This window comes from Burkholderia sp. Ax-1719, assembly GCF_011753055.1.
Lineage (GTDB): Bacteria > Pseudomonadota > Gammaproteobacteria > Burkholderiales > Burkholderiaceae > Paraburkholderia.
The window spans coordinates 170,930-195,322 of record NZ_VWWJ01000008.1; the positions used below are offsets into that span (position 1 = coordinate 170,930).

Sequence of the window (24,393 nt, forward strand, 5' to 3'; positions counted from 1 at the left end):
ACTGCTCACTCCCCGCTTCGCTCCCCAAACACCCGCTTCCACAACCCCAGCACCACCTCGCGCTCCGCTTCCACGCGCGCCGGATCGACGCGTGCGGTTTCCATCCCGTCCAGCCGCAGCTGATGCTGCAGCTTGCGATACAGCCGATACGCCGAACCCACGGCGTCGGCTTCCGCTTCGCTCATCAGCCCGAACCGCGACACCTCGCGCAGCAGCGCGATATTGCCGGTATTGCGGATCAGCTCCGGGTCCTGCGCGGCGTGCAGCAGCACCCAGTACTGCACCGTGAACTCGATGTCGACCATGCCGCCGCGATCGTGCTTCAGATCGAACAGCGCCGTGCGGTTCGGGTGTCCGTCCTCGACGCGCTGACGCATCTCGACAATTTCCTGCGCGAGCGGCGCGGCGTCGCGCGGCGTCGTCAGCACCTGCACGCGGATCGCCTCGAAGGCATTGCCAATCGCCGCGTCGCCCGCCGAAAAGCGCGCGCGCGTGAGCGCCTGGTGCTCCCACACCCAGGCCGTATTCGCCGCGTCGCCTTCGCGCAGCTGATAGCGCCGGAAGGAATCGAGATCCGTCACGAGCAGGCCCGACTCCCCATTGGGCCGCAGCCGCAGATCGATGTCGAACAGCGTGCCCGCGCCCGTCGCCGTGGTGAGCCAGGTGATGAGGCGGCGCGCGAACGCCGCGTAGATTTCCGCGGCGCGATCGTCCTCGTCGTCGTAGAGGAAGATGATGTCGAGGTCGGAGGCGTAGCCCAGTTCCTTGCCGCCCAGCTTGCCGTAGGCGATCGCCGCGAAACGCGGCACCTCGCGATGGCGTTTCGCGAACTGCTTCCAGACGGTTTCGATGGTGACGTCGAGCACCGCATCGGCGAGTTCGGACAGCCGGTCGCTGACATGCTCCACCGAGAGCCGCCCCGCCAGATCGTTAAGCAGGATGCGGAACACTTCGGCCTGGTGCGCGTGGCGCAGCAGATCCATCTGCTGCTCCATGTCGGCGGCGGTGGCGAGGCGCGCGCGCAGCAGACGCGAAAACACGGGCCAGTCGAACGGCGACGAAATCGCCTCGTCGTCGAGCAGTTCGTCGAGCAGTTGCGGATGGCGGATCAGATAGCCCGCCGCCCAGCGCGACGCGCCCAGCACTTTGAGCACGCGGTTGAGCGCATCCGGATATTCGGTAAGCAGCGCCAGATACGCGCCGCGCCGGATCACGGCTTCGAGCAGGTCGAACATGCGCGCGAGCGTGTCGCCGCGCCGCTCGCGCGGCTCCATCGTGCGCGCCGCTTCGAGCGCGCGCTTGGCGACGCTGTCGAAGCGTTCGCGGCTTTTCTCGGGCAAGCCGGTGTAGCGCGACGACTGCCACAGGCCGCGCAGACGCGCGAGCAGCGGCGCGGGATCGTCGATGCCGAGTTCGGTCAGACGCTCCAGCAGATCGCCGTCGGCGCCCTCTTCCGCAAGCGCGCTGCTCCAGACCCACGCCGCTACGCCGTCGTCGGGCGCGCCGCAGCCGCTTTCGCCGCCCACCTTGTCGGAGAAAATCTGGTCGAACTGAAGTTCGACCTTTTCGCGATGCGCTTCGAGCACGGTCATGAGCCCCGCGTAGTCGTCGTAGCCCATCGACTGCGCGAGCGCCGCGCGCTCGGCTTCATCGACGGGCATCGCGTGCGTCTGCGCATCGTCGCGGTATTGCAGGCGGTGTTCGAGTTCGCGCAGGAAGTCGTAAGCCAGCGTCAGTTCGTGGCAGATCTCGGGGGCGATCAGCCCGCGCGCGGCCGCATAGCCGAGCACCGCAAGCGTCGGGCGCACGCGAAAGCCCGCGTCCTGGCCGCCGCGAATCAGCTGGAACACCTGGGCGCTGAATTCGATTTCGCGGATGCCGCCGCGCCCGAGCTTGATGTCGTCGGCCTTGTCGGGGCGCATCATGGCGCGGCGCTGCGCTTCCTGGCGGATCTGCAGATGCAGCGCGCGGATTGCGCTGATCACGCCGAAGTCCAGATAGCGGCGATAGACGAAGGGCTTCACCAGCGCGTCCAGCTGCGTAGCCAGACGCTGGGCGCTATCGCTCTCGCGTTCGGAAACCAGCCGTCCCTTGATCCAGGCGTAGCGCTCCCACTCGCGGCCCTGCACGTAAAAGTACTCTTCGAGCATGCCGAGGCTACACACCAGCGGCCCCGAATCGCCGTTCGGGCGCAGGCGCATATCGACGCGGAACACGAAACCGTCCGCCGTCACGTCCGACAGCGCGCCAATCAGACGCTTGCCCACGCGCGTGAAAAAGTCCTGGGTGGCGATCGGCGAGCGCTGGCCGCCGGTGGTTTCGCCGTCGTCCTCGTAGACGAAGATCAGGTCGATGTCAGACGAAACGTTGAGTTCGCGCCCGCCAAGCTTGCCCATGCCCACCACGCCCAGCGTCAGGCGCTCGCCGTTGGGGCCGCGAGGCTCGCCGAAGAGCATTTCGAGGTCGGCGCTCACCACCGCCAGCGCGCGCTCGATCGCGACTTCGGCCAGGTCGGTCATGGTGCCGGTCACTTCGACGACGTCGGCGCTACGGGCGAGGTCGCGCTCCATCACCGCGCAGATCGTTTCGATGCGCAGGTGGCGCAGGGCTTTTTTCAGTTGCTCGTCGGTGAGCGCCGGGAGGCTGGAAGCCGTGGACGCGCCGGGCGTGCCGCTTGCTGGCTGACTTGCCTGCAGACACAGGGCGTCGAGCCGCGCGACGATGCGCTCGCGCGTGATCGGCGCGGCGGCCAGCGCCGCGACCTCGTTGGCCAGCTCCGGACGGGCGGCATAGACGCGCGCCGCATAGCGCGAATAACTGGAACTCAGGAGAGGAATGTCAGTCATGAAGGCTCTGGCCAGGTGGATAGCTAGGCGGGTCACGCGGCAGTCGAGCGGCAGTCGATCTGGCCAACGTGTTTGGCATGCAACGCAGGGAGCGGAGATGGCGAGAAAAAACTGGCAGGTGTGTCGATGACGGCTATAGCCGCTAACGCGCGCCAAACGTGCATGATCGGCAGGTGGCCGGGCCATTTATTCGTGCGCGCGATGCCGTGCAAAGCCCGGCCGACAACCATCCCGGCTTCCCCGGATGGCCGGTCCCACGGTCCCGTGTGATACATTTCGTCGTCAGAACGCAACGCTACCATACCCCACCCGCCGCAGCATGTCCGAGCGTAACGATCCCGCCGGCCCGCCTCATACCGGACATGCCAGCCGGGAAAGCGCAGACGCGGGCCCGCAACATCATCACCCGGTTCTGCGCCACTCGCTGCGCGTGCTGGCGTGCATCGCGCTCGTCTTCTACTTCATCGTCGCCGTGCTGCTGCTCGGGCTGCGCTATGTCGTGCTGCCCCATGTGGACGATTTCCGTCCGCGCATCGAAAAGCTCGTCTCCGACAAGATTCACGCCGACTTCCGCATCGGCAAGCTCTCGCCGCACTGGTCGGGCTTTCAGCCCGGCATCGACATCGCCAACCTGACGATCCGCGACCGCCACGGCAATCTCGCGCTGAACGTGCCGCATGCCACCGCTTCGGTCGCCTGGCGCTCGGTGGTGATGCTGGAGCCGCTGCTCTCCAGCGTGATCGTCGAGAATCCCGACGTCTCGATCGCGCGCGAGGACGACGGCACGCTCACCGTGGCGGGCGTGCCCGTGCCGACCGCGCACACCGGCAACGCCACCTTCACCACCTGGCTGATGCGCCAGCAGGCCATCGTGCTGCGCGGCGGCACGCTGCGCTGGCGCGACGCCACGCGCGACGTCCCCGAACTGCGCCTGTCGAACATCCGTCTGGCGATCCTCAACGACGGCTACGACCACCACATCGCGCTGCAGGCACCCGCGGAAGGCACCGTGCTGCACGGGCCGCTCGACTTCCGCGCGCAGTTCAAGCACACGCGTTTCGCGCCGGCGGGCAAGCCCAACACCTGGAGCGGCAGCGCCTATATCTCCACCGGTCCCGTCGATCTGCCCACTCTGGCGCGCTACATTCCGCTGCCGCTCACGACCTATGCAGGGCGCATCGATAACGCCATCTGGGCGAATTTCGAGGACGGCCGCATCGTTTCCGCCGACGGCACGCTCAGCGGCAACGACATCGCGCTGCGCGTGAAGCCGACGCAACCGCGCCTCGATCTGCCGATCGCGAGCTTCAACTGGCGCATGGGTCTCGCGCCTGGCGACTACACGCTGCAACTGCGCGACCTGCGCGCCGAACTCGGCCAGCCGCCGCTCGACGACGGCACGCCGCTCACGCGCTCGCTCACGTTCAATCACCTCGACGCGCATTTCCGTCAGCAGACGCTCCAAAGCGGCCAGCTGATTTCGGTGAGCGGCGATCGCATCGACCTGGGCATCCTCGCCGAGTTCATGCGCGGTCTGCCGCTGCCGGGCCGCGTGCAGAACGCGCTGGTGCGCTTCAATCCGCGCGGTCTGGTGGCCAATTACGATCTGGCGATGGAACGCGCCAAACCCGATTCAGGCGAAGCCGCCGCCGAGCAGCGCAGCACCAGCGCGGAGCCTCTGTTGCACTACCGCTTCAACGGCGACCTGCAAGGCTTCAGCGTGGCCGCCCAGGAACCGGGGCCAGGCCTCACGCCGCGCGAACACCCGCGCGCGGGCCTGCCGGGCGTGGAGAATCTCTGGGGGCGCATTGACGCCGACGAATCGCACGGCACCATCAAGTTCGATTCGACGGCCGCCGCCATCACGCTGCCCGGCGTATTCGACGATCCGCGCCTGCGCTTCGACCGTCTGTGGGGCGCGGCCAAATGGACCGTGGCCGCGCAGCGCCAGCCGGGCGACAAGATCAAGGGTTTCGACGTCGACGTGACCGAACTGGGCGTCCAGAACGCCGACGCCCGCGCGAAGATGACCGCGCACTATCGCAACCCCGGCCACGGACGCGGCGCGCTCGACCTGGTGGCGCATTTCGATCAGGCGCAGGTCAAGGCCATCCCGCGCTACCTGCCCACCAGCATCAGCGAGAAAACCCGCACCTATCTGGGCCACGGCTTGCAAGCCGGGCTCTCGAAAGGCGCGACCATCGAGATTCACGGCGATCTCGCCCAATTCCCCTATTCGCGCGACCCGAGCGCGGGCCAGTTCCGCATCGTCGCGCCGTTTGCGAATGGGCGCTTCGACCCGTCGCCGTTCCCGCCCAAGAAGATGCGCAACGGCGCGCCCAACGTCTGGCCGGCGTTCGACGGCATCGACGGCACCTTCAAGCTGGCGGAAAACAAGCTGCGCTTTGACGTCGCGCACGGCCATTACCGCCGCTTCGTGCTGCACGACGTGAGCGGGCGTATCGACGAGCTGGGCGTGAAGGGCTCCGATCTCGTGATCGAGGGCGCGGGGCGCGGGCCGCTCGCCGATCTGCTCGATTACGCCGATAACAGCTCGCTGGGCGCAATGTCGAAGCACGCGACCGCCAAGGTCGAGGCGCAAGGCCCGGCCACGCTCGCGCTCAAGCTCACGATTCCGCGCAAGCCGATGCCGAAGGTTGCCGTGGCCGGCGCGATCGGCTTCGAGAACAACACGCTTGCCGCGCACAATGTGCCGCCGCTATCGAACCTCAACGGCAAGGTCCGCTTCACCAACCGCAGCGCTCAGGTCGACCATCTGACGGGCCGTTTCCTCGGCGGCGATCTGCGCGCCAATGGCGGCATGCGCGAGGACGGGCGCTACGACGTTCATGTCGCGGGCGATGTGGCCGTCGATGCGGCGCGCGGGCTGAACCTGCACGGCACGGCGGCGGCGGTGCTGGGACGCTTCTCGGGCGCGGCGCCCTATTCGCTGTCGGTGACCGGCACGCGCGGCCATCTGCCCGACGTGAAGGCCAGCTCCGATCTGACCGACCTCGCCATCGACCTGCCTGCGCCGTTCGGCAAGACCGCCGGCACGCCGATGCCGCTGCGCTTCGCCCTGCAGCCCGGTCCCGGCGACGATCCGGCTTCGGCGATGCTGTCGGCGAGCGACGCCGCGGCGTTCCAGCACGCCGAACTCACGCTCGGGCCGCTGGCCGCGCGCTACGTGCTGCGGCGCAATCCGGGCCATGTGCCCGAAGTGGTGCGCGGCGCGATCGGCATGAACAAGCCCGCCGATCTGCCGTCCGAAGGCGTGACTGCGGCCGTCGATCTGCCATCGTTCGACGCCGATGCGTGGCGGCGCGTGGCGCAGGAAATTCGCGGCACGGCGGCGGCGAATCCGGCCGCTCCCGCTGTAGCAGCGAGTTCGACCGCTGCCGCCCCGCAAGCCGCTTCGCAAACTGCGACGCAAACGATGGCGTCGCCCGCCGCCGCGGCCTCGTCGCCGCTCGCGCCCGGCGGCGCGTTCGCGTCCTATGTGCCGTCGCGCTTCGCCGTCCACGTCGGCACGCTCACGCTGCTCAAGCGCCACTGGGAAAACGTGATCGTCGGCGCATCGCGCGACGCCAACCAGTGGCAGGCCAACATCGCCTCGAACCAGGTCTCGGGCCACGTCTCGTGGAAACCGGGCGCGGTGCCGGGCTCGCCCGGCACGCTGGAAGCGCGTCTGGCGCGCCTCGTCGTCCCTTCGGCGACCGAGAACGATCTGCTCGGCCAGGCCGTCTCGCAGCCTGCGCAGAACATGCCGTCGATCGACCTCGTCGTGAACCAGCTGATCGTGCGCGGACGCGACTTCGGCCGCCTGCAGATCAACGCCCACAACTTCGACGAAAACGGCGTGCCGGTCTGGCAGCTCGACACGCTCGACATCGTCAATCCGGCCGGCCACTTCACCGCCACGGAAAACTGGCGCGCCATCGGCGACGAATCCGCACCCGCCGATACCGCAGGCGGCGCGACACAGACGCCGCGTCGTACGGCGCTCGACTTCCATCTCGATATCAAGGATGCGGGCGATCTGCTCGAACGCGCGGGCGTGGCGCACGCAATCAAGGGCGGCACGGGTACGCTCAGCGGTAATCTGGAATGGCGCGGCGGCCCCAACAAGCTCGACTTCCCGACGCTCAACGGCAGCCTCGCGCTCGATCTGCACCACGGCGAAATTCTCAAGATCCATCAAGGCGTGGCGACGCTGCTGGGCGTACTCAGCCTGCAAAGTCTGGCGCGCTACGCGAGCATGGATTTCCGCGACGTGATCGGCGAAGGGCTGCCGTTCACCAGCGTCACGGGCAGCGCGCAGATCCAGAACGGCATTGGCCACACCAACGATTTCAAGCTGGTGACCGCGCCGGGCCGCGCGCAGATGGTGGGCAGCGTCGATCTCGCGCACGAAACCCAGGACCTGCGCGTGCATGTCGTGCCGACGGTGAGCGCGGGCGCGGGCGTGATCGTCGCGGCCATCATCAATCCGCTGCTGGGTCTGGGCGCGCTGATCGGCGATGTCGCGCTCTCGCATACGGTCGAAACCACCTTCGCGCGCGACTACGCCATCACGGGTTCCTGGGCCAAACCGCACGTTGAGCGACTGCATGGCGATCAGGGTAAGATGGACGCGCAGGCTCCGGCGGCGGCCCATTGAGTTCCAGATCAATCAATGACGTTGTTGATGGCCGTCAACAGGCATGCGCGATGCGCGCCGAGGTGACATCGAAAACACCAACCGCGCAGCGCCCTGCTCCGCCGCTCCGAGCCCGATTATTCATCTGACTTCGTCCAATCAAGAGCCGTCGATGAGCGAAACTTCTTCTTCCGCAGCGCCGGTTACGCCATTCAAGGTCGCGGCGCTGCAGATGGTCAGCACGCCCGATCTCGCGCGCAATCTCGCCGACGCGGAACGTCTGATCGCCGAGGCCGCCGCAAAGGGCGCGCGCCTCGTGCTGCTGCCCGAATACTTCTGCTTCATGGGCCACAAGGACACCGACAAGCTTGCCGTGCGCGAGCCCTACGGCGACGGCCCGATCCAGCAATTTCTCGCTGATGCCGCGAAGCGCCATAACGTGTGGATCATCGGCGGCACGCTGCCGTTGAAAGCGCCGGAAGAAAACCGCGTGCTCAACACCACGCTCGTGTTCGATCCGAGCGGCGCGGAGCGCGCGCGTTACGACAAGATCCATCTGTTCAGCTTCGAGAAAGGCGCCGAATCGTTCGACGAAGCACGCACGATCCGCCCCGGCGACGAGGTCCGCACCTTCGACGCGCCGTTCGGCCGCGTGGGCCTGTCGGTCTGCTACGATCTGCGCTTTCCCGAGCTGTACCGGCGCATGGGCGACTGTGCGCTGATGGTCGTGCCCTCGGCGTTCACCTACACGACGGGCCGCGCGCACTGGCAGACCCTGCTGCGCGCACGCGCCGTCGAGAACCAGTGCTACGTGCTCGCCGCCGCGCAGGGCGGTACGCACGAGAACGGCCGCCGCACATGGGGCCACAGCATGCTGATCGACCCGTGGGGCGAAATCGTCGATGTGCTCGACGAGAACCCCGGCGTGGTGACCGGCGATATCGATCTCGAACGCATCGCCGCCGTGCGCGCGAGCCTGCCCGCGTGGCGGCATCGCGTGCTCGACTGCGACTAATCCATCCTTACGTCAACCCTATCGACCGAGGGCGTCTTGATTTCGCCGTACCGCGCCCGAATCTGACATCTGAAACTTCCACATTGAGCGCATGAACATCATCGAACCCGGCATCCGCAATCTGGCGACCGCGAAGGAAGTGCTCCTCGCGCCCTACGGCCTCGACGAGGCGCTGCTCACGCGCACGCTCGGCGAGATTTTCACGCACCGCGTCGACTACGCCGATCTCTACTTCCAGGCCACCCGCAGCGAGGCCTGGAGCCTGGAGGAAGGCATCGTCAAGTCGGGCAGCTTCAGCATCGATCAGGGCGTGGGCGTGCGCGCCGTGTCCGGCGAGCGCACCGCCTTCGCCTACTCCGACGATCTGTCGCCCGAAGCGATCCGCCAGGCGGCCATCGCCACGCGCTCGATCGCCAAGGCCGGCGGCGGCAAGCAGAAGATTCAGGTAGCCACTTCGCTCAAGGGCGTCGCGGGCCGCGATCTGTATCTGCCGTCCGATCCGCTCGCTTCGCTCGACGCCACCGAAAAGGTCAAGCTGCTCGAACGCGTCGAGCAGATGGCGCGCAGTCGCGACCCGCGCATCACCCAGGTGATGGCGGCGCTCGCGGGTGAATACGACGTGGTGCTGGTCGCGCGCAGCGACGGCGTGCTGGCCGCCGACATCCGCCCGCTGGTGCGCGTCTCGGTCACGGTGATCGCCGAACAGAACGGCCGCCGCGAAATCGGCAACGGCGGCGGCGGCGGCCGCTACGACTACGGCTATTTCACTGACGACGTGCTGTCGAAATACGTCGACGACGCGGTGCATGCGGCGCTCGTGAACCTCGAAGCGCGTCCCGCTCCGGCGGGCGCGATGACCGTCGTGCTCGGACCGGGCTGGCCCGGCGTGCTGCTGCACGAAGCGATCGGCCACGGTCTGGAGGGCGATTTCAACCGCAAGGGTTCGTCGGCGTTCGCGGGCCAGATCGGCCAGCGCGTGGCTGCCAAGGGCGTCACCGTGGTGGACGACGGCACGCTGCCGAACCGCCGCGGCTCGCTCAATATCGACGACGAAGGCAACCCGACGCAGTGCACCACGCTGATCGAAGACGGCATTCTCAAGGGTTACATCCAGGATTCGCTCAACGCGCGCCTGATGAAAATGCCCGTGACCGGCAACGCGCGCCGCGAATCCTACGCCGCCCTGCCGATGCCGCGCATGACCAACACCTACATGCTCAACGGCGACAAGGATCCGCAGGAAATCCTCGCTTCGGTGAAGAACGGGCTGTATGCGGTGAACTTCGGCGGCGGTCAGGTCGACATCACCAACGGCAAGTTCGTGTTCTCGGCGTCCGAGGCCTACATGATCGAAGACGGCAAGATCACGTACCCGGTCAAGGGCGCGACGCTGATTGGCAGCGGCCCGGAATCGCTCAAGTACGTGAGCATGATCGGCAACGATATGCGCCTGGATTCGGGCGTGGGCGTGTGCGGCAAGGAAGGCCAGAGCGTGCCGGTGGGCGTGGGCCAGCCGACGCTGCGCATCGACAAGATGACGGTTGGCGGCACGGTCTGATCGGGCCGGATCGCCTGAGCCGATTTGCGAGGTTCATGCATGGCGATGCGGAAATTCCGCACCGCCATGCGGAATTCCTGCATTGAATCGTCTTTTTCCGCGGATCACCCGCTTTTTCTGCGATACCCGCTTGCCAGCCTGAAGAAGGCCGGGTTATAAAGGCAATCACCCTTTTCGACGCAACGAACCGATTTCGCCATGTTCGCCACGAAGTTTTACTTTTACTTCTTTTGGTATCTCAGACCGCTGGCGGATCGAGAGGGTTGATAGTACGCGCAGGACCCCGAACAAACGAGAAACCGCCAGCCAAGCCTGGCGGTTTTTTTTCGTCTGGCTTCTTTGGCCCCACTCACCTACGAGCCTCACTTTCATCTAGCAGATTGATGCCGTTTCGCGACGCGAAGCACGCTACACAGGATCAGGAGAAAACAACATGCCCCCGCACAACACCGACGATGTCCGCATTCGCGAGCTGAAAGAACTCACGCCGCCCGCTCACCTGATCCGCGAATTCCCGTGCTCCGAAGCCGCGTCCACGCTGATCTTCGAATCGCGCCGCGCGCTGCATCGCATCCTGCACGGCATGGACGACCGCCTCGTCGTCGTGATCGGCCCCTGCTCGATCCACGACACCAAGGCCGCGATCGATTACGCGAAGAAGCTCGTCGAGGAACGCGCGCGCTTCAAGAACGAACTCGAAATCGTCATGCGCGTGTATTTCGAAAAGCCGCGCACGACGGTGGGCTGGAAGGGTCTGATCAACGACCCGTTCATGGACAACAGCTTCAAGATCAATGACGGCCTGCGCACCGCGCGCGAACTGCTGGTCTCGATCAACGAGCTCGGCCTGCCGGCAGGCACCGAATACCTCGACATGATCAGCCCGCAGTACATCGCCGATCTGATCTCGTGGGGCGCAATTGGCGCGCGCACGACCGAATCGCAGGTGCACCGCGAGCTGGCTTCGGGTCTCTCCTGCCCGGTCGGCTTCAAGAACGGCACGGACGGCAACGTGAAGATTGCCGTCGATGCAATCAAGGCCGCGTCGCAACCGCACCATTTCCTGTCGGTGACGAAGGGCGGCCACTCGGCCATCGTCTCGACGGCGGGCAATGAGGACTGCCACGTGATCCTGCGCGGCGGCAAGACGCCGAACTACGACGCGGAAAGCGTCAACGCAGCGTGCAACGACATCGGCAAGGCGGGTCTGGCCGCGCGTCTCATGATCGACGCGAGCCACGCAAACAGCTCGAAGAAGCACGAAAACCAGATTCCGGTCTGCGCCGATATCGGCCGTCAGATCGCGGGCGGCGATGAACGCATCGTCGGCGTGATGGTGGAATCGCACCTCGTGGCGGGCCGCCAGGATCTGAAGGAAGGCTGCGAGCTGACCTACGGCCAGAGCATCACCGATGCGTGCATTAGCTGGGACGAAAGCGTGGGCGTGCTCGAAGGCCTGGCCGAAGCGGTCAAGCAGCGCCGTATCGCGCGCGGCAGCGGCAACTAAGCGCAATACTGAGCACCGTGCTCGATAAAAAAGCCCGGTCGGCAATCACGCTGACCGGGCTTTTTTGCTTTTTACGGCGCGCTCAATCGAGCATGCCCGAACCGAAAATCTCCGTGTGGATGCGCGACGCGTCCACACCGCGCGCCACCAGCGCCTCGCGCTGCGCACGCATGAAGGCGACAGGGCCGCAGATGTAGTAATCGGCATCCGGCAGCATCACGTCGGCTTCGATGCGCGCGATATCCACGCGACCTTCGAAGTCGTAATCCTTGCCCAACTGATCGTCCGCGCCCACGGCTTCGTAGAACACCGCGCGCTTGAGGTTCGGATGCTCGGCGGCGCTGCGGCGCAGCCAGTCGCTAAACGCATGCACGCGGCCATTGCGGCAGGCGTGCACGAAGGCGATCTGGCGTTCGCTGCGCTCGGCCAGCAGCGTCGCCAGCATCGACGCCATCGGCGTAATGCCCACGCCACCGCTGATCAGCACGACCGGCGTGCTCTTCTTGCGATCGAGCTTGAACTCGCCCATCGGCGCGCTGACGTGGACGATCGCGCCCTGCTCGACGCCGTCGTGCATCAGGTTCGAGACGTGACCCGGCTGCACATCGGCCGAACCGGCTTCGCGCTTCACCGAAATGCGCAGCCAGCGGCCGTGCGGCGCGTCCGACAGGCTGTACTGGCGCGGCTGATCGACGCCGAGTTTATCCACGAAACGCGTCACGCTCACATACTGGCCCGGCTCAAAGCCGCCAGCGGGCGCGCCATCGGCGGGAGCGAGATAGAACGAGGTGATTTCGTCGCTTTCCACCTGCTTGCGCACCACCTTGAACGGCCGGAAGCCGCTCCACGGCGCCGCCTCGTAAAGCTTCGCCTCCACGCCGATCATGATCTGCGCGAGCTGCTCGTACGCAACCGCCCAGGCGTCGAGCGTCGGCTGATCGACGGCGTCGCCGAGCACGTCCACCACCGCGCCCAGCAGATGACGCCCGACGATCGGATAGTGTTCCGGACGGATATTCAGGCTCGCATGCTTGTGCGCGATATGCGTGACCGCGCCGCCCAGCGCGCCCAGATTGTCGATGTTTGCCGCGTAGGCGTAGACCGCGCGCGCCAGCGTTTCAGGCTGACTGCCGCTTTGCTGGTGCGTCTGGTTGAAAAGGTTCTTCAGTTCCGGATGCGCATTGAACATGCGCTGATAGAAATGCTTCGTGATGGTCGGGCCATACTCGGCAAACACAGGCGCGGTGGCCTTGACGCGGGCGATCTGGTCGGCGGTGAGCGCGGTCATTGCGGCTTCTCCTCGTTAAAGATGCACACAAGATACATCTTTAAGGGCGCGCGCTCTCCGGGCATTTTGTCGCACCCCAGCATTTCTGCTGAAGTGCGGCCTTCGATCTTTATTCTGTGCCCGCCTGGCCGCGGTCGTGACGCCACAGCACGTCGCTCCCGCCCGCCGACCGATTGAGCACGCGCGCCAGCACGAACAGCAGGTCGGACAGACGGTTCACGTAGCGGCGCGGCGTTTGCGCGAGCGGCGCAGTGTGTTCACCCCCATCCTGCGAATCACCGAGCGTCACAATCGCCCGCTCCGCACGCCGACACACCGTGCGGCAAACATGCGCGAGCGACGCCGCGCGTGAACCGGCGGGCAGGATGAACTCCTTGAGCGGCGGCAGCGTGGCGTTGTAATCGGCGAGCCAGCCGTCGAGCCGGGCGAGATGCGCATCCGTCACGATGGTGTGGCCCGGCATGCACAGCTCGCCGCCCAGGTCGAACAGATCGTGCTGGATCGCGACAAGCGCGGCGCGCACGTCGTCGGGCAGCGTCTCGCAGAGCAGTACGCCAATGTTCGAGTTCAGTTCGTCGACGTCGCCAATCGCGGCGATACGCGCGTCGTCCTTGCGCACGCGGCTGCCGTCGCCGAGGCCGGTCGTGCCGTCGTCGCCGGTGCGCGTGGCGATCTTGCTCAGGCGATTGCCCATGGTGTGTCTCCCGAAACGTAAGCGTGCGTGAAAAACCGATTGTCGCCTGTACGGGCGTTGCGTGGATCATGCGGTGCAGCAAAACGCGAGTCTCGCGCGGGCGTCCACTGGGGCTCCCCCGCCTTTTCGCCTGGACGGTTGAGCGTAGAATCAAAAGCGCACAACGAACATGTCCAACCAGGAGACCCCCGCGTGAATCATCCCGCGCCGCCGACGCTTGGCGAATCCGCCCGTCGCCCGTTCCCCGCCGCTCTCCTCGACAGTCTGCGCCACGCCTTCGGCGAGCGCGTCTCCACGTCTGAAGCCGTGCGCGCCCATCATGGCCGCGACGAATCGCGCTTCGACCCGCAGTTGCCCGACGCCGTTGTCTACGCGCAGAACACCGAAGAAGTCCAGACTATCGTCAAACTATGCGCGCAGCATGGCGTGCCGATCATTCCCTACGGCAACGGCTCCTCGCTCGAAGGCCATCTGCTCGCGGTGCAAGGCGGCGTGTCGATCGACCTCTCGCAGATGAACCGCGTCCTCTCGATCAACGCCGAAGACCTGACCGTGACCGTGGAACCCGGCATCTCGCGCAAGCAGCTCAATGAAGCGCTGCGCGACACCGGCCTGTTCTTCCCAATCGACCCGGGCGCGGATGCGAGCATCGGCGGCATGTCGGCGACGCGCGCCTCGGGCACCAACGCCGTGCGCTACGGCACGATGCGCGAGAACGTGCTGGGCCTGACCGCCGTGCTCGCCGATGGCCGCGTCATCAAAACCGGCACGCGCGCGCGCAAATCGTCGGCGGGCTATGACCTGACGCGCCTGTTCGTGGGCTCCGAAGGCACCCTCGGCGTCATCACCGAAATCACGGTGCGGCTCTATCCGCAGCCGGAAGCGGTGTCGGCGGCGATCTGCGCATTTCCGTCGATGGCCGAAGCCGTGCGCAGCGTGATCGAAACCATCCAGATCGGCGTGCCGATCGCGCGAGTGGAGTTCATCGACGCACTCGCCGTGCGCGCGATCAACAAGCATTCGAACCTGACGCTGCGCGAAAAGCACACGCTGTTCTTCGAGTTTCATGGCACCGAAGCGGGCGTGGCCGAACAGGCGCAGCTCGTGCAGGACATCGCCGCGCAGAACGGCGGCGAAGGCTTCGAATGGGCCACGCGCCCGGAAGATCGCAGCCGCCTGTGGAACGCGCGTCACAGCGCCTACTTTGCGATGCTGCAACTCAAGCCCGGCTGCCGTGCGGTGACAACCGACGTGTGCGTGCCGATCTCTCGACTGGCCGAATGCGTGGTGGAAACCGAGGCCGACCTGAAGGCCTCGCCGCTGCCCTGCCCGATCGTCGGCCACGTGGGCGACGGCAACTTCCACGTGGCGATCCTGATCGATCCGGACAAGCCCGAGGAAATCGACGAGGCCGAGCGCCTCAATCATCGCATCGTGCAGCGCGCGATCCGCATGGACGGCACCTGCACGGGCGAGCACGGCGTGGGCCTGCACAAGATGGACTTCCTCATCGAAGAGCACGGCGCGGACACCATCGACACCATGCGCGCCATCAAGCACGCGCTCGATCCGCACAACCTCATGAATCCGGGCAAGATTTTCAGCTGGGCCGCCTGAGTTGTGATTCGCTGAGCCAAAGCCATCCAGGCCGGGACCATCCAGTCCGGGACCCTCCAGTCCGGGACCATCCCACGAGGAGGAGACATGAACGCACCGGACGCGAATCTGCCCGACGCCAACCAGGCGCTCAAACAAGGCGACAGCCCGGAACTCACGCCCGAAGCGCTCGCGCAGCGTCAGCGCGAAGTCGTGCAGGCACTCATGGCCGTACTGCCCGCGCATTGCCTGCTGCATCGCGAGGAAGACACCGTAGCCTACGAGTGCGATGGACTGGCCGCCTATCGTCGCCTGCCGCTGGCGGTGGCGCTGCCGGAAACCGAATCGCAGGTGCAGCGCATCGTGCAGATCTGCCGTCGTCTGGACGTGCCCGTGGTGCCGCGCGGTGCGGGCACGGGCCTGTCGGGCGGCGCGATGCCGATCCGCCACGGCATCGTGCTGTCGCTCGCGCGCTTTCGGCGCATTCTCGAAGTCGATCCCTACGCGCGCACGGCCACCGTGCAGCCGGGCGTGCGCAACCTCGCGGTTTCCGAAGCTGCGGCGCCCTACGGGCTTTACTACGCACCCGATCCGTCCTCGCAGATCGCCTGCACCATCGGCGGCAATGTTTCCGAGAATTCGGGCGGCGTGCACTGTCTCAAATACGGCCTCACCGTGCATAACGTGCTGCGTGTGCGCGCGGTGACGATGGACGGCGAGATCGTCGAATTCGGTTCGCTCGCGCCCGATGCGCCGGGCCTCGATCTGCTCGCCGTGATGATCGGCAGCGAGGGCATGTTTGCCATCGTCACGGAAGTCACCGTCAAGTTGATCCCGCGCCCGCAAACCGCGCAGGTCATCATGGCGAGCTTCGACGACGTCGTGAAAGGCGGCGACGCGGTGGCGGGCATCATCGCCTCGGGCATCATTCCGGCCGGCCTCGAAATGATGGACAAGCCGGCCACGCAGGCGGTCGAGGAATTCGTCAAGGCGGGCTACGACCTCGACGCCGCAGCGATCCTGCTGTGCGAAGCCGACGGCACGCCCGAGGAAGTCGCCGACGAGATCGCGCGCACGACCGCGGTGCTGCGCGAGCATGGCGCGACCCGCATCCAGATCTCGCGTACCGAGGAAGAGCGCCTGCGCTTCTGGTCCGGGCGCAAGAACGCGTTTCCGGCCGCGGGCCGCATTTCGCCCGACTATTACTGCATGGACGGCACGGTGCCGCGCCGCGCGATCGGCCCGCTGCTCGCGCGCATCCACGAGATGGAGTTGCAGTACAAGCTGCGCTGCATCAACGTGTTCCATGCGGGCGACGGCAACATGCATCCGCTGATCCTATTCAACGGCAACGATCAGGACGAATGGCATCGCGCCGAGGCGTTTGGCTCTGACATCCTCGAAACCTGCGTCGAACTGGGCGGCACGGTCACGGGCGAACATGGCGTGGGCATCGAAAAAATCAATTCGATGTGCGTGCAGTTCTCGCCCGAAGAGCGCGACGCGTTTCACGCCGTGAAGCACGCGTTCGATCCCGCGAGGCTGCTCAATCCCGACAAGGGCATTCCCACCAAAGCGCGCTGCGCGGAGTACGGCCGCATGCACGTGCGCGGCAATCTGCTGCCGCACCCCGACATTCCGCGCTTCTGACTGGCGTCCCCCGCCCGCATACGGCGCACGCCGCATGCGGGCCTGCCCCGGGTTGTCAGCGCGAGTCGCGTCAGTACAATCGAACGAACCACAACGACAACGCCCGACAAACGCGCCATGGGAAGCATGCAAGAGGACGACATCGTCGCGGTCTGGTCCGAGCGCGTCCGCGCCGCAAGCGCCGACGGCAAGCCGTTGCGCATCCGCGGCGGCGGCACCAAGGACTGGTACGGCCAGGCGCTCGAAGGCGACGTGCTGGATACGCGCGCGCATCGGGGCATCATCGCTTACGATCCTGCGGAACTGGTCATCACGGCGCGCGCCGGCACGCCGCTGCTCGAAATCGAACATGCGCTGGCTACGCACGGCCAGATGCTGCCGTTCGAGCCGCCCCACTTTGGCCCGCAGGCCACCTTCGGCGGCTGCATCGCGGCGGGTCTGGCCGGCCCGCGCCGCGCGAGCGCGGGCGCTGCGCGCGATTTCGTGCTGGGCGCGGTCATCATGAACGGACACGGCGCGGTGCTGCATTTCGGCGGTCAGGTCGTGAAAAACGTGGCGGGATACGACGTGTCGCGCCTGCTGGCGGGTTCGCTCGGCACGCTGGGGCTGATCCTCGAACTGTCCGTTAAGGTCTTGCCGCTGCCACAGGCCGAAGCCACGCTGCGCTTCGACATGAACGGCACCGACGCCGTGCGCAAGCTCAACGAATGGGGCGGCCGGCCCCTGCCGATTACCGGCAGCGCCTGGCGCAACGGCACGCTCGCGGTGCGCCTGGCCGGTGCGGAAGCGGGCGTGAAAGCGGCGCGCACCTCGCTGGGCGGCGAAGTGGTCGATGCCGTGGAGGCCGAGCGCTTCTGGGCCGGTCTGCGCGAACAGAGCGACCCGTTCTTCGCCTCGATTGCGCCCGATGCCGCGCTCTGGCGGCTCGCCTTGCCCTCGATTGCCGAGCCTTTGCAACTGCCCGGCGCGCAACTGATGGAATGGGGCGGCGCGCAGCGCTGGTGGATCACCGAAACCGACGCACAAACCGTACGCATAACCGCCAAGCAAGCCGGCGGCCACGCCACCATTTTCCGCACGGGACGCGGCTACGACCGCAGCGCAGGCGTATTCACGCCGCTGCCCGCGCCGCTCATGAAGATCCATCGCGGCCTGAAAACCGCGTTCGACCCGGCCCGCATCTTCAATCGCGGCCGCCTGTATTCCGACTTCTGACCAGACCATCACGCGGCGATGCAGACGAACCTTGCGGACTTCATTCGCAACACCCCCGACGGCGACGAAGCCGACGCGATCCTGCGCAAGTGCGTGCATTGCGGCTTCTGCACCGCGACCTGCCCCACCTATCAACTGCTGGGCGACGAGCTCGACGGCCCGCGCGGTCGGATCTATCTGATGAAACAGATGGTGGAAGGCGCGCCGGTCACGAAGAGCACGCTCACGCATCTGGACCGCTGCCTCACCTGCCGCAGTTGCGAGACCACCTGCCCGTCGGGCGTGCAATACGGGCGGCTGGTGGAAGTCGGTCGCAAGCATGCCGAACAAATGGTGGGACGCCCGCTGCGCCAGCGCTTGATCCGCGGTTTTCTGGCGGGATTTCTGCCGCGCCGCATGCTGTTTTCGCCGGCCATGCGCGCCGCGCAGCAAGTGCGCGCACTGCTGCCGCGCCGCCTGCGCGACAAGGTGCCGGTGCGCCAGCGTCCGCTCGCGTGGCCGAGCGCGAAGCACGAGCGCAAGATGCTGATGCTCGCGGGCTGCGTGCAGCCTTCGATGATGCCCAACATCAACACGGCGACGGCGCGCGTGCTGGACGCGATCGGCATCGAAACCATCGTCGCCCCGCAGGCGGGCTGCTGCGGGGCGATCCGCCTGCACATGGGCTACGCCGACGATGCGCTCGACGACGTGCGCGCCAATATCGACGCCTGGTGGCCCTACGTCGAGCAAGGCGCCGAAGCGATCGTGATGAACGCCTCGGGCTGCGGCGCGACGGTCAAGGAATACGCGCACCTGATGCGCAACGACCCGGCCTACGCGGGCAAGGCCCAGCGCATCGCGAGCCTCACGCGCGATCTCAGCGAAATCCTGCCCGCGTTCGAGGACCGCCTGATGTCCGCCACGCGCCGGCGCGGCATTCATACCGTGGCGTATCACCCGCCCTGCACGCTGCAGCACGGCCAGCAGTTGCGCGGCGGCGTAGAAAAAGTGCTGGGCGCGCTGGGTCTGGAGGTGCGCCTGCCCGCCGACAGCCACCTGTGCTGCGGCTCCGCCGGCACCTATTCGATCACGCAGCCGCGCCTCTCTTACACGCTGCGCAACCAGAAGGTCGATCGCCTCAAGGCGCTGGAGCCGCAACTGATCGTATCGGCGAATATCGGCTGCATCGCGCATCTGCAAAGCGGCACGAAGATTCCGGTCACGCACTGGATCGAGCTGGTCGAGCATATGTTGGCGGCCAATTGACGAGCGAAGGATTCGGGCGGCGAATGGGGTTCACATCGGGTTCACATCGGGCTCCATGCCGGGTTGCACCTCGGCAGAACCCTGGTTGCACTTTTGCCGTCCGCCGGTAACATTCGCAGCCTAAACAAAAGCCGCGCGTCCCGGCAGTCGGCCATTCGGCCTATGACTTTTGGCGGATGCCTCGCGCCTCGCGCAGTCCGTATAATTGGCTTCGTTCGTTTTCAGGCGCCTAACCCCAGTGCGCGGCCGCGGGCAGCGCAGCGCGGCCGGCCAGAATTCTCATGACCGATCTCGCTCACCACCTCGAAGCCGTTCGTCAACGCATCGCTACCGCCGCCCGCAATGCGGATCGCGCGCCGGAATCCGTCGAACTGCTCGCGGTGTCGAAAACCTTTCCGGCTGAAGACGTGCGCGCCGTTCACGCGGCCGGCCAGCGCGCCTTCGGCGAGAACTACGTGCAGGAAGCTGTGGACAAGATCGAGGCGCTCGCCGATCTGCGCGCGAGTCTCGAATGGCATTTCATCGGGCCGCTGCAATCAAACAAGACGCGCCCCGTGGCGGAGCGTTTCGACTGGGTGCATTCGGTCGACCGCCTGAAGATCGCGCAACGGCTGTCCGAGCAGCGCCCCGCCAGCATGGCCCTGCTCAACGTGTGCCTGCAGGTCAACGTAAGCGGCGAAGATTCCAAGAGCGGCGTCGCGCCGGAAGAAGCCGTCGAGATCGCTCACGCCATCGCCGCGCTGCCTAATTTGCGTCTGCGCGGACTGATGTCGATTCCCGAACCGGCCCAGACGCTCGACGAACAACGCGTCCCTCACCGCCGCCTGCGCGAGCTGTTCGACGCACTGCGCGCCGACGGCCTCGCGCTCGACACGCTCTCGATGGGCATGTCGGCGGATCTCGAAGCGGCGGTGCTCGAAGGCGCGACCATCGTGCGCGTTGGCACCGCGATCTTCGGCGCACGCGATTACTCCCACTGATTTACTGACGCACTCCAACACCATGAAAATTGCCTTCATCGGCGGCGGCAACATGGCCGCTGCACTCATCGGCGGCCTGATCCGCAAGGGCGTCCCGGCCGCGAATCTGTACGCGATCGACCCGAACGAAGACGCCCGCAAGCGCACCGCCGACCAGTTCGGCGTGCAAACGGGCGCGGCAGCAGACGGCGCACTGGCCGCATACGACGCAGTCCTGATCGCCGTCAAGCCGCAGATCGCCAAGGCCGTCGCGGAAGGACTCGCGCCGCATCTGGGCGCGCATCAGGTCTTGATCAGCATCATGGCCGGCATCCGTATCGAAGACCTGTCGCGCTGGCTCGGCGGCCACGCGCGCGTGGTGCGCACGATGCCCAACACGCCTGCGCTGATCGGCATGGGCGCAACGGGTCTGGTGGCCAGCAGCGGCGTGGATGCAGCGGGCCGCGAACTCGCCTCGAACGTGCTGGGCGCGGTCGGCCAGACGGTATGGTTCGACGACGAAGGCAAGATCGACGCGGTGACGGCGATCTCGGGCAGCGGCCCGGCCTACGTGTTCTATTTCATCGAAGCGCTCGAAGAAGCCGCGCGCCAGCTCGGCATGGACGAGCAGCAGGGCCGCGCGCTCGCCATCGCCACCTTCACGGGCGCGGCGCAACTCGCGCTCAATTCGGACGAACCGCCCGCCGTGCTGCGCGAGCGCGTGACGTCGAAGGGCGGCACGACGGCGGCGGCGCTCGCCTCGTTCGACGCTTCGGGCATCAAGGATGCGATCGTGCGCGGCGCGCTCGCAGCCGATGCGCGCGCGAAGGAAATGGGCAAGGAATTCGGCGCTCAGTAAGCGTTCATTTCGCTGCGACCATAAAAAAAAGCGCCCTGATGGGCGCTTTTTTCGTCTCAAGCCAGAGCGATGAATTACAGGCCGGACGCCGCGTAGTGCGCCGCGATACCCACGAACAGCGCACCGCCCAGCCAGTTGTTGTGACGGAACGCAGCGAAACACGGCATGCGCTCGCGGTTCTTGATCAGCGTGTAGTGGTAGATCGCGCAACCCACTGCCGCCGCCCAACCCAGCCAGTACAGCACGCCGAATTGCTGCGTGAGCCCCACCCAGACGTAGATGCCGAGCGTGGCGGCGTAGCAGAGCATGATCGCGAGCACGTCGAAGCGGCCAAAAGTGAGCGCCGAGGTGCGAATGCCGATCTTGATGTCGTCGTCGCGATCGACCATCGCGTATTCGGTGTCGTAGGCCACTGACCAGAACACGTTGGCGATCAGCATGATCCACGCGAGCATCGGCACGTGATCCTGAATGGCCGCGAACGCCATCGGAATGCCGAAGCCGAACGCGATGCCCAGATACGCCTGCGGAATCGCGAAAAAGCGCTTGGTGAACGGATACGACGCCGCCACGAACAGCGCCACCACCGAAAGCTGCTTGGTGAGCCCGTTGAGCGGCAGGATCAGCAGGAACGACACGATGGCGAGCGCCGCGGCAATCGCCACCGCTTCCCAGGCGCGGATGCGCCCCGAAGTGATCGGGCGCTCGGCCGTGCGTTTGACGTGACGGTCGAAATCGCGGTCGGCGTAGTCGTTGATCGCGCAGCCCGCCGAGCGCATCAGCACCGTGCCAACAGTGAAAATCACCAGCAGCGAGAGCGACGGATGGCCGTTCGAGGCGATCCACAGCGCGTTGAGCGTCGGCCACAGCAGCAAGAGGCTGCCGATCGGCTTGTCCATGCGGACGAGCCGCAGATAGAGCGGGAGTCGGGCGAACATGATAGAGGCGCGAAAAACGATGCCGCTATTGTAGGCCAGGCATACGCCAACCATGAGGCAGCCCGGCGTCATCCTCGCCGTTCGCCGTCTGGGGCGATCAGCGGCGCAGAAAAGCAAAAGCCCGCTGGACCGGCCAGCGGGCTTCTCAACCTGACAGCGCCTGACGGACGCTCAGGCCAGCATCGAACGCAGCATCCACGCCGTCTTTTCGTGCGTCTGCATGCGCTGCGTGAGCAGGTCGGCGGTCGGCTCGTCGTGGGCGTCCTCGGTTGCCGGGAAAATCGCGCGTGCGGTGCGCACCACGGCTTCCTGACCTTCCACCAACTGGCGAATCATGTCTTCAGCAGCCGGCACGCCGTCCGCTTCCGGAATCGACGACAGACGCGCGAAATCCTTGTAGGTGCCCGGCGCGTGCACGCCCAGCGCGCGAATACGCTCCGCGATGGCGTCAACGGCCAGCGCCAGTTCGTTGTACTGCGTCTCGAACATCAGATGGAGCGTGTTGAACATCGGCCCCGTGACGTTCCAGTGGAAGTTGTGCGTCTTGAGATACAGCGTGTACGTGTCCGCGAGGAGGTGCGAGAGACCGTCGGCGATCTTCTTGCGATCCTTGTCGGTGATACCGATATTCACGTGCTGCACAGCAGATTTTTTGGCCATGACGACTCCTTTTGTAGCAGTGAGACTACCCATCCGGAACGATGCGACATCAACGTCGCCGCGCGCGGTGGCACCGATGCCCGGTGCCGCTCGCGAACGCTCGCTTGGGTCTCAGTTTATCTTATAAAAGCCGGAAAACAGGGCCATGCGACCCCATGCTCCAATCCATCTCAAGCAGCGTGCGTGCCCGCTCTGGCACATCGCCGTATCAATGTCCGGCGATGTGAGCCAGTACCTGCGTCAGCAGCGCCACGAAGCCACTCGACAGGATCGCGAAACCCACCACGCGACGCACGATGTCGGTGCCTTGCGCACGCGAGCGGGCCATATCGGCGCCACGTCCGGTGCCTACGGTCTTGAGTGTCATCGTCATCGTTCTGGTCATGATTGCGCTCCTGGCGATTTCCGTTGTCTGGTGCGGCGGGACGTGATTTACGCCCCGCCGCGGCTCCCTGATTTGCCTGCGTTTGTTATGCGTAGTGCGGTTGAGAGAGACTGTAACATCGGCTATTGATGGCGATAATTTGATTTATTTTATCTATCAAATAGGCGCGAGTTATTGGGCTGCATTTGGGCTACAAAGCCGCCACAGAACGAAATCAGCGCGGGCCAACAAGCGGACGAACGCCGCTCAGAAAAGACAACGCGCCGCGCATCGCGCGGCGCTAACATCAGACTACACGTGCATCAAGCCGCCTCGACCGGCGCCTCGATCTTCTTCACGCCAGGCAGTTCGCAGGCGTTGATCGCATCGACGATGGCCTCGATAGCCGGCATGCGCGTAAAGCTCTTGCGCCACGCCAGCACCACACGGCGATCCGGCACCGGCTCGTCGAACGGCACATAGGACAGCAGCCCCGAATCGACGCCGCCCGCATGCGGCTTCACCTCGGTCACCGACATGCGCGGCAGCACCGTAATGCCAACGCCGCTCGCAACCATATGGCGAATGGTTTCCAGCGACGAACCCTCGAAGGTCTTCTGGATGCCGTCCGCGTTCTGCGAGAAGCGCATCAGTTCCGGGCACACGCCCAGCACGTGGTCACGGAAGCAATGGCCGCTGCCGAGCAGCAGCATGGTTTCCTGCTTGAGATCTTCCGGGTCGATCTTGTCGCGCTTTTCCCAGACGTGGCCCGAAGGCAGCGCCACGACGAACGGTTCGTCGTAGAGCGGACGCAGCGTGAGCCCGGTTTCGGCGAACGGCAGCGCCATGATCGCGACGTCGATTTCGCCCTGCTTGAGCAGCTCGATCAGCTTGAGCGTGTAGTTCTCCTGCAGCATCAGCGGCATCTGCGGGACGCGCTTGATCATCTGCTTGACGAGCGTGGGCAGCAGATACGGCCCGATCGTGTAGATCACGCCCAGACGCAGCGGCCCGACCAGCGGGTCCTTGCCCTGCTTGGCGATTTCCTTGATCGCGAGCGTCTGCTCCAGGACGCGCTGCGCCTGCGTAACGATCTGCTCGCCGATGGGCGTCACGCTCACTTCGCTCGTGCCGCGTTCGAAGATCTGCACGTTCAGTTCGTCTTCGAGTTTTTTGATGGCTACCGACAACGTCGGCTGGCTGACAAAGCAGGCTTCGGCGGCCCGTCCGAAGTGGCGCTCGCGGGCAACCGCGACGATGTATTTCAATTCAGTGAGCGTCATTTCATTGGGGACCAATCAAAAAGGGTGAATCAATAGTTTGTACTTATACACCTATGGCGGCGATTCGCCAATAA

Annotated in this window: 17 protein-coding genes; 10 read left to right on the top strand and 7 right to left on the bottom strand. The window is 65.7% G+C overall.

Features of this window, described 5'->3' with window-relative positions; all coding sequences use genetic code 11:
* Positions 1 to 5: 5 nt before the first annotated feature.
* On the bottom strand, positions 6 to 2,846 hold the full coding sequence (glnE, locus tag F3J17_RS17150) for a bifunctional [glutamate--ammonia ligase]-adenylyl-L-tyrosine phosphorylase/[glutamate--ammonia-ligase] adenylyltransferase (protein ID WP_167060939.1): 2,841 nt from the start codon (positions 2,844 to 2,846) through the stop codon (positions 6 to 8).
* Between the two features lie 319 nt (positions 2,847 to 3,165).
* Here glnE and F3J17_RS17155 point away from each other — a divergent pair, with 319 nt between their 5' ends.
* From F3J17_RS17155 to aroG, 4 genes are all read left to right on the top strand, one after another.
* Positions 3,166 to 7,506, top strand: a complete 4,341-nt coding sequence (locus tag F3J17_RS17155) for an AsmA-like C-terminal region-containing protein (RefSeq protein ID WP_167060942.1) — start codon at positions 3,166 to 3,168, stop codon at positions 7,504 to 7,506.
* 151 nt (positions 7,507 to 7,657) lie between these two features.
* Positions 7,658 to 8,500, top strand: a complete 843-nt coding sequence (locus tag F3J17_RS17160; RefSeq protein ID WP_167060945.1) for a carbon-nitrogen hydrolase family protein — start codon at positions 7,658 to 7,660, stop codon at positions 8,498 to 8,500.
* Positions 8,501 to 8,591: 91 nt separating this feature from the next.
* Positions 8,592 to 10,058 (top strand): metalloprotease TldD, encoded by a 1,467-nt coding sequence (tldD, locus tag F3J17_RS17165; RefSeq protein ID WP_167060948.1) that lies wholly within the window; start codon positions 8,592 to 8,594, stop codon positions 10,056 to 10,058.
* Between the two features lie 433 nt (positions 10,059 to 10,491).
* Complete coding sequence (aroG, locus tag F3J17_RS17170; protein WP_167060951.1) at positions 10,492 to 11,565, top strand: 3-deoxy-7-phosphoheptulonate synthase AroG; 1,074 nt, start codon at positions 10,492 to 10,494, stop codon at positions 11,563 to 11,565.
* Between the two features lie 82 nt (positions 11,566 to 11,647).
* On the opposite strand, the gene hmpA is transcribed toward aroG, so the two are convergent.
* Together hmpA and F3J17_RS17180 are read right to left on the bottom strand one after the other, a co-directional pair.
* Entirely contained in the window at positions 11,648 to 12,853 is a 1,206-nt protein-coding gene (gene hmpA / locus F3J17_RS17175) for an NO-inducible flavohemoprotein (RefSeq protein ID WP_167060954.1), read from the bottom strand.
* A gap of 109 nt (positions 12,854 to 12,962) precedes the next feature.
* A complete protein-coding gene (locus F3J17_RS17180; RefSeq protein ID WP_167060957.1) occupies positions 12,963 to 13,547 on the bottom strand; it encodes a cob(I)yrinic acid a,c-diamide adenosyltransferase in 585 nt (194 codons plus the stop codon).
* 192 nt (positions 13,548 to 13,739) lie between these two features.
* Here F3J17_RS17180 and F3J17_RS17185 point away from each other — a divergent pair, with 192 nt between their 5' ends.
* The 6 genes from F3J17_RS17185 to proC all read left to right on the top strand — a co-directional run bounded on the left by F3J17_RS17185 (position 13,740) and on the right by proC (position 21,074).
* Entirely contained in the window at positions 13,740 to 15,164 is a 1,425-nt protein-coding gene (locus F3J17_RS17185; RefSeq protein WP_167060959.1) for an FAD-linked oxidase C-terminal domain-containing protein, read from the top strand.
* An 87-nt stretch (positions 15,165 to 15,251) separates the two neighbouring features.
* On the top strand, positions 15,252 to 16,793 hold the full coding sequence (locus F3J17_RS17190; protein ID WP_240161024.1) for an FAD-linked oxidase C-terminal domain-containing protein: 1,542 nt from the start codon (positions 15,252 to 15,254) through the stop codon (positions 16,791 to 16,793).
* A 126-nt stretch (positions 16,794 to 16,919) separates the two neighbouring features.
* Complete coding sequence (gene glcE / locus F3J17_RS17195; RefSeq protein WP_167061194.1) at positions 16,920 to 18,008, top strand: glycolate oxidase subunit GlcE; 1,089 nt, start codon at positions 16,920 to 16,922, stop codon at positions 18,006 to 18,008.
* 18 nt (positions 18,009 to 18,026) lie between these two features.
* Positions 18,027 to 19,256 carry a glycolate oxidase subunit GlcF gene (glcF, locus tag F3J17_RS17200; protein ID WP_167060962.1) on the top strand — a complete coding sequence of 410 codons (1,230 nt, stop codon included), beginning with the start codon at positions 18,027 to 18,029 and terminating at the stop codon, positions 19,254 to 19,256.
* 281 nt (positions 19,257 to 19,537) lie between these two features.
* The gene (locus tag F3J17_RS17205) at positions 19,538 to 20,236 is read left to right on the top strand and encodes a YggS family pyridoxal phosphate-dependent enzyme (protein WP_167060965.1); all 699 of its coding nucleotides are present in this window, start codon (positions 19,538 to 19,540) and stop codon (positions 20,234 to 20,236) included.
* Positions 20,237 to 20,258: 22 nt separating this feature from the next.
* The gene (gene proC, locus F3J17_RS17210; RefSeq protein ID WP_167060967.1) at positions 20,259 to 21,074 is read left to right on the top strand and encodes a pyrroline-5-carboxylate reductase; all 816 of its coding nucleotides are present in this window, start codon (positions 20,259 to 20,261) and stop codon (positions 21,072 to 21,074) included.
* Positions 21,075 to 21,148: 74 nt separating this feature from the next.
* Here proC and ubiA read toward each other — a convergent pair whose 3' ends face one another.
* The 4 genes from ubiA to F3J17_RS17230 form a co-directional block, all read right to left on the bottom strand.
* Complete coding sequence (gene ubiA, locus F3J17_RS17215; protein ID WP_167060970.1) at positions 21,149 to 22,012, bottom strand: 4-hydroxybenzoate octaprenyltransferase; 864 nt, start codon at positions 22,010 to 22,012, stop codon at positions 21,149 to 21,151.
* 171 nt (positions 22,013 to 22,183) lie between these two features.
* Positions 22,184 to 22,672 carry a Dps family protein gene (locus F3J17_RS17220; RefSeq protein WP_167060998.1) on the bottom strand — a complete coding sequence of 163 codons (489 nt, stop codon included), beginning with the start codon at positions 22,670 to 22,672 and terminating at the stop codon, positions 22,184 to 22,186.
* A gap of 208 nt (positions 22,673 to 22,880) precedes the next feature.
* A complete protein-coding gene (locus F3J17_RS17225) occupies positions 22,881 to 23,057 on the bottom strand; it encodes a hypothetical protein (protein ID WP_167061001.1) in 177 nt (58 codons plus the stop codon).
* Between the two features lie 302 nt (positions 23,058 to 23,359).
* Entirely contained in the window at positions 23,360 to 24,319 is a 960-nt protein-coding gene (locus F3J17_RS17230) for a hydrogen peroxide-inducible genes activator (RefSeq protein WP_167061004.1), read from the bottom strand.
* Positions 24,320 to 24,393: the final 74 nt, after the last annotated feature.

Bases quoted from the DNA above. Each gene is read 5' to 3' on its own strand.
- glnE (WP_167060939.1), bottom strand. From the start codon at position 2,846: ATGACTGACATTCCTCTCCTGAGTTCCAGTTATTCGCGCTATGCGGCG.
- F3J17_RS17155 (WP_167060942.1), top strand. From the start codon at position 3,166: ATGTCCGAGCGTAACGATCCCGCCGGCCCGCCTCATACCGGACATGCC.
- F3J17_RS17160 (WP_167060945.1), top strand. From the start codon at position 7,658: ATGAGCGAAACTTCTTCTTCCGCAGCGCCGGTTACGCCATTCAAGGTC.
- tldD (WP_167060948.1), top strand. From the start codon at position 8,592: ATGAACATCATCGAACCCGGCATCCGCAATCTGGCGACCGCGAAGGAA.
- aroG (WP_167060951.1), top strand. From the start codon at position 10,492: ATGCCCCCGCACAACACCGACGATGTCCGCATTCGCGAGCTGAAAGAA.
- hmpA (WP_167060954.1), bottom strand. From the start codon at position 12,853: ATGACCGCGCTCACCGCCGACCAGATCGCCCGCGTCAAGGCCACCGCG.
- F3J17_RS17180 (WP_167060957.1), bottom strand. From the start codon at position 13,547: ATGGGCAATCGCCTGAGCAAGATCGCCACGCGCACCGGCGACGACGGC.
- F3J17_RS17190 (WP_240161024.1), top strand. From the start codon at position 15,252: ATGAACGCACCGGACGCGAATCTGCCCGACGCCAACCAGGCGCTCAAA.
- glcE (WP_167061194.1), top strand. From the start codon at position 16,920: ATGCAAGAGGACGACATCGTCGCGGTCTGGTCCGAGCGCGTCCGCGCC.
- glcF (WP_167060962.1), top strand. From the start codon at position 18,027: ATGCAGACGAACCTTGCGGACTTCATTCGCAACACCCCCGACGGCGAC.
- F3J17_RS17205 (WP_167060965.1), top strand. From the start codon at position 19,538: ATGACCGATCTCGCTCACCACCTCGAAGCCGTTCGTCAACGCATCGCT.
- proC (WP_167060967.1), top strand. From the start codon at position 20,259: ATGAAAATTGCCTTCATCGGCGGCGGCAACATGGCCGCTGCACTCATC.
- ubiA (WP_167060970.1), bottom strand. From the start codon at position 22,012: ATGTTCGCCCGACTCCCGCTCTATCTGCGGCTCGTCCGCATGGACAAG.
- F3J17_RS17220 (WP_167060998.1), bottom strand. From the start codon at position 22,672: ATGGCCAAAAAATCTGCTGTGCAGCACGTGAATATCGGTATCACCGAC.
- F3J17_RS17225 (WP_167061001.1), bottom strand. From the start codon at position 23,057: ATGACCAGAACGATGACGATGACACTCAAGACCGTAGGCACCGGACGT.
- F3J17_RS17230 (WP_167061004.1), bottom strand. From the start codon at position 24,319: ATGACGCTCACTGAATTGAAATACATCGTCGCGGTTGCCCGCGAGCGC.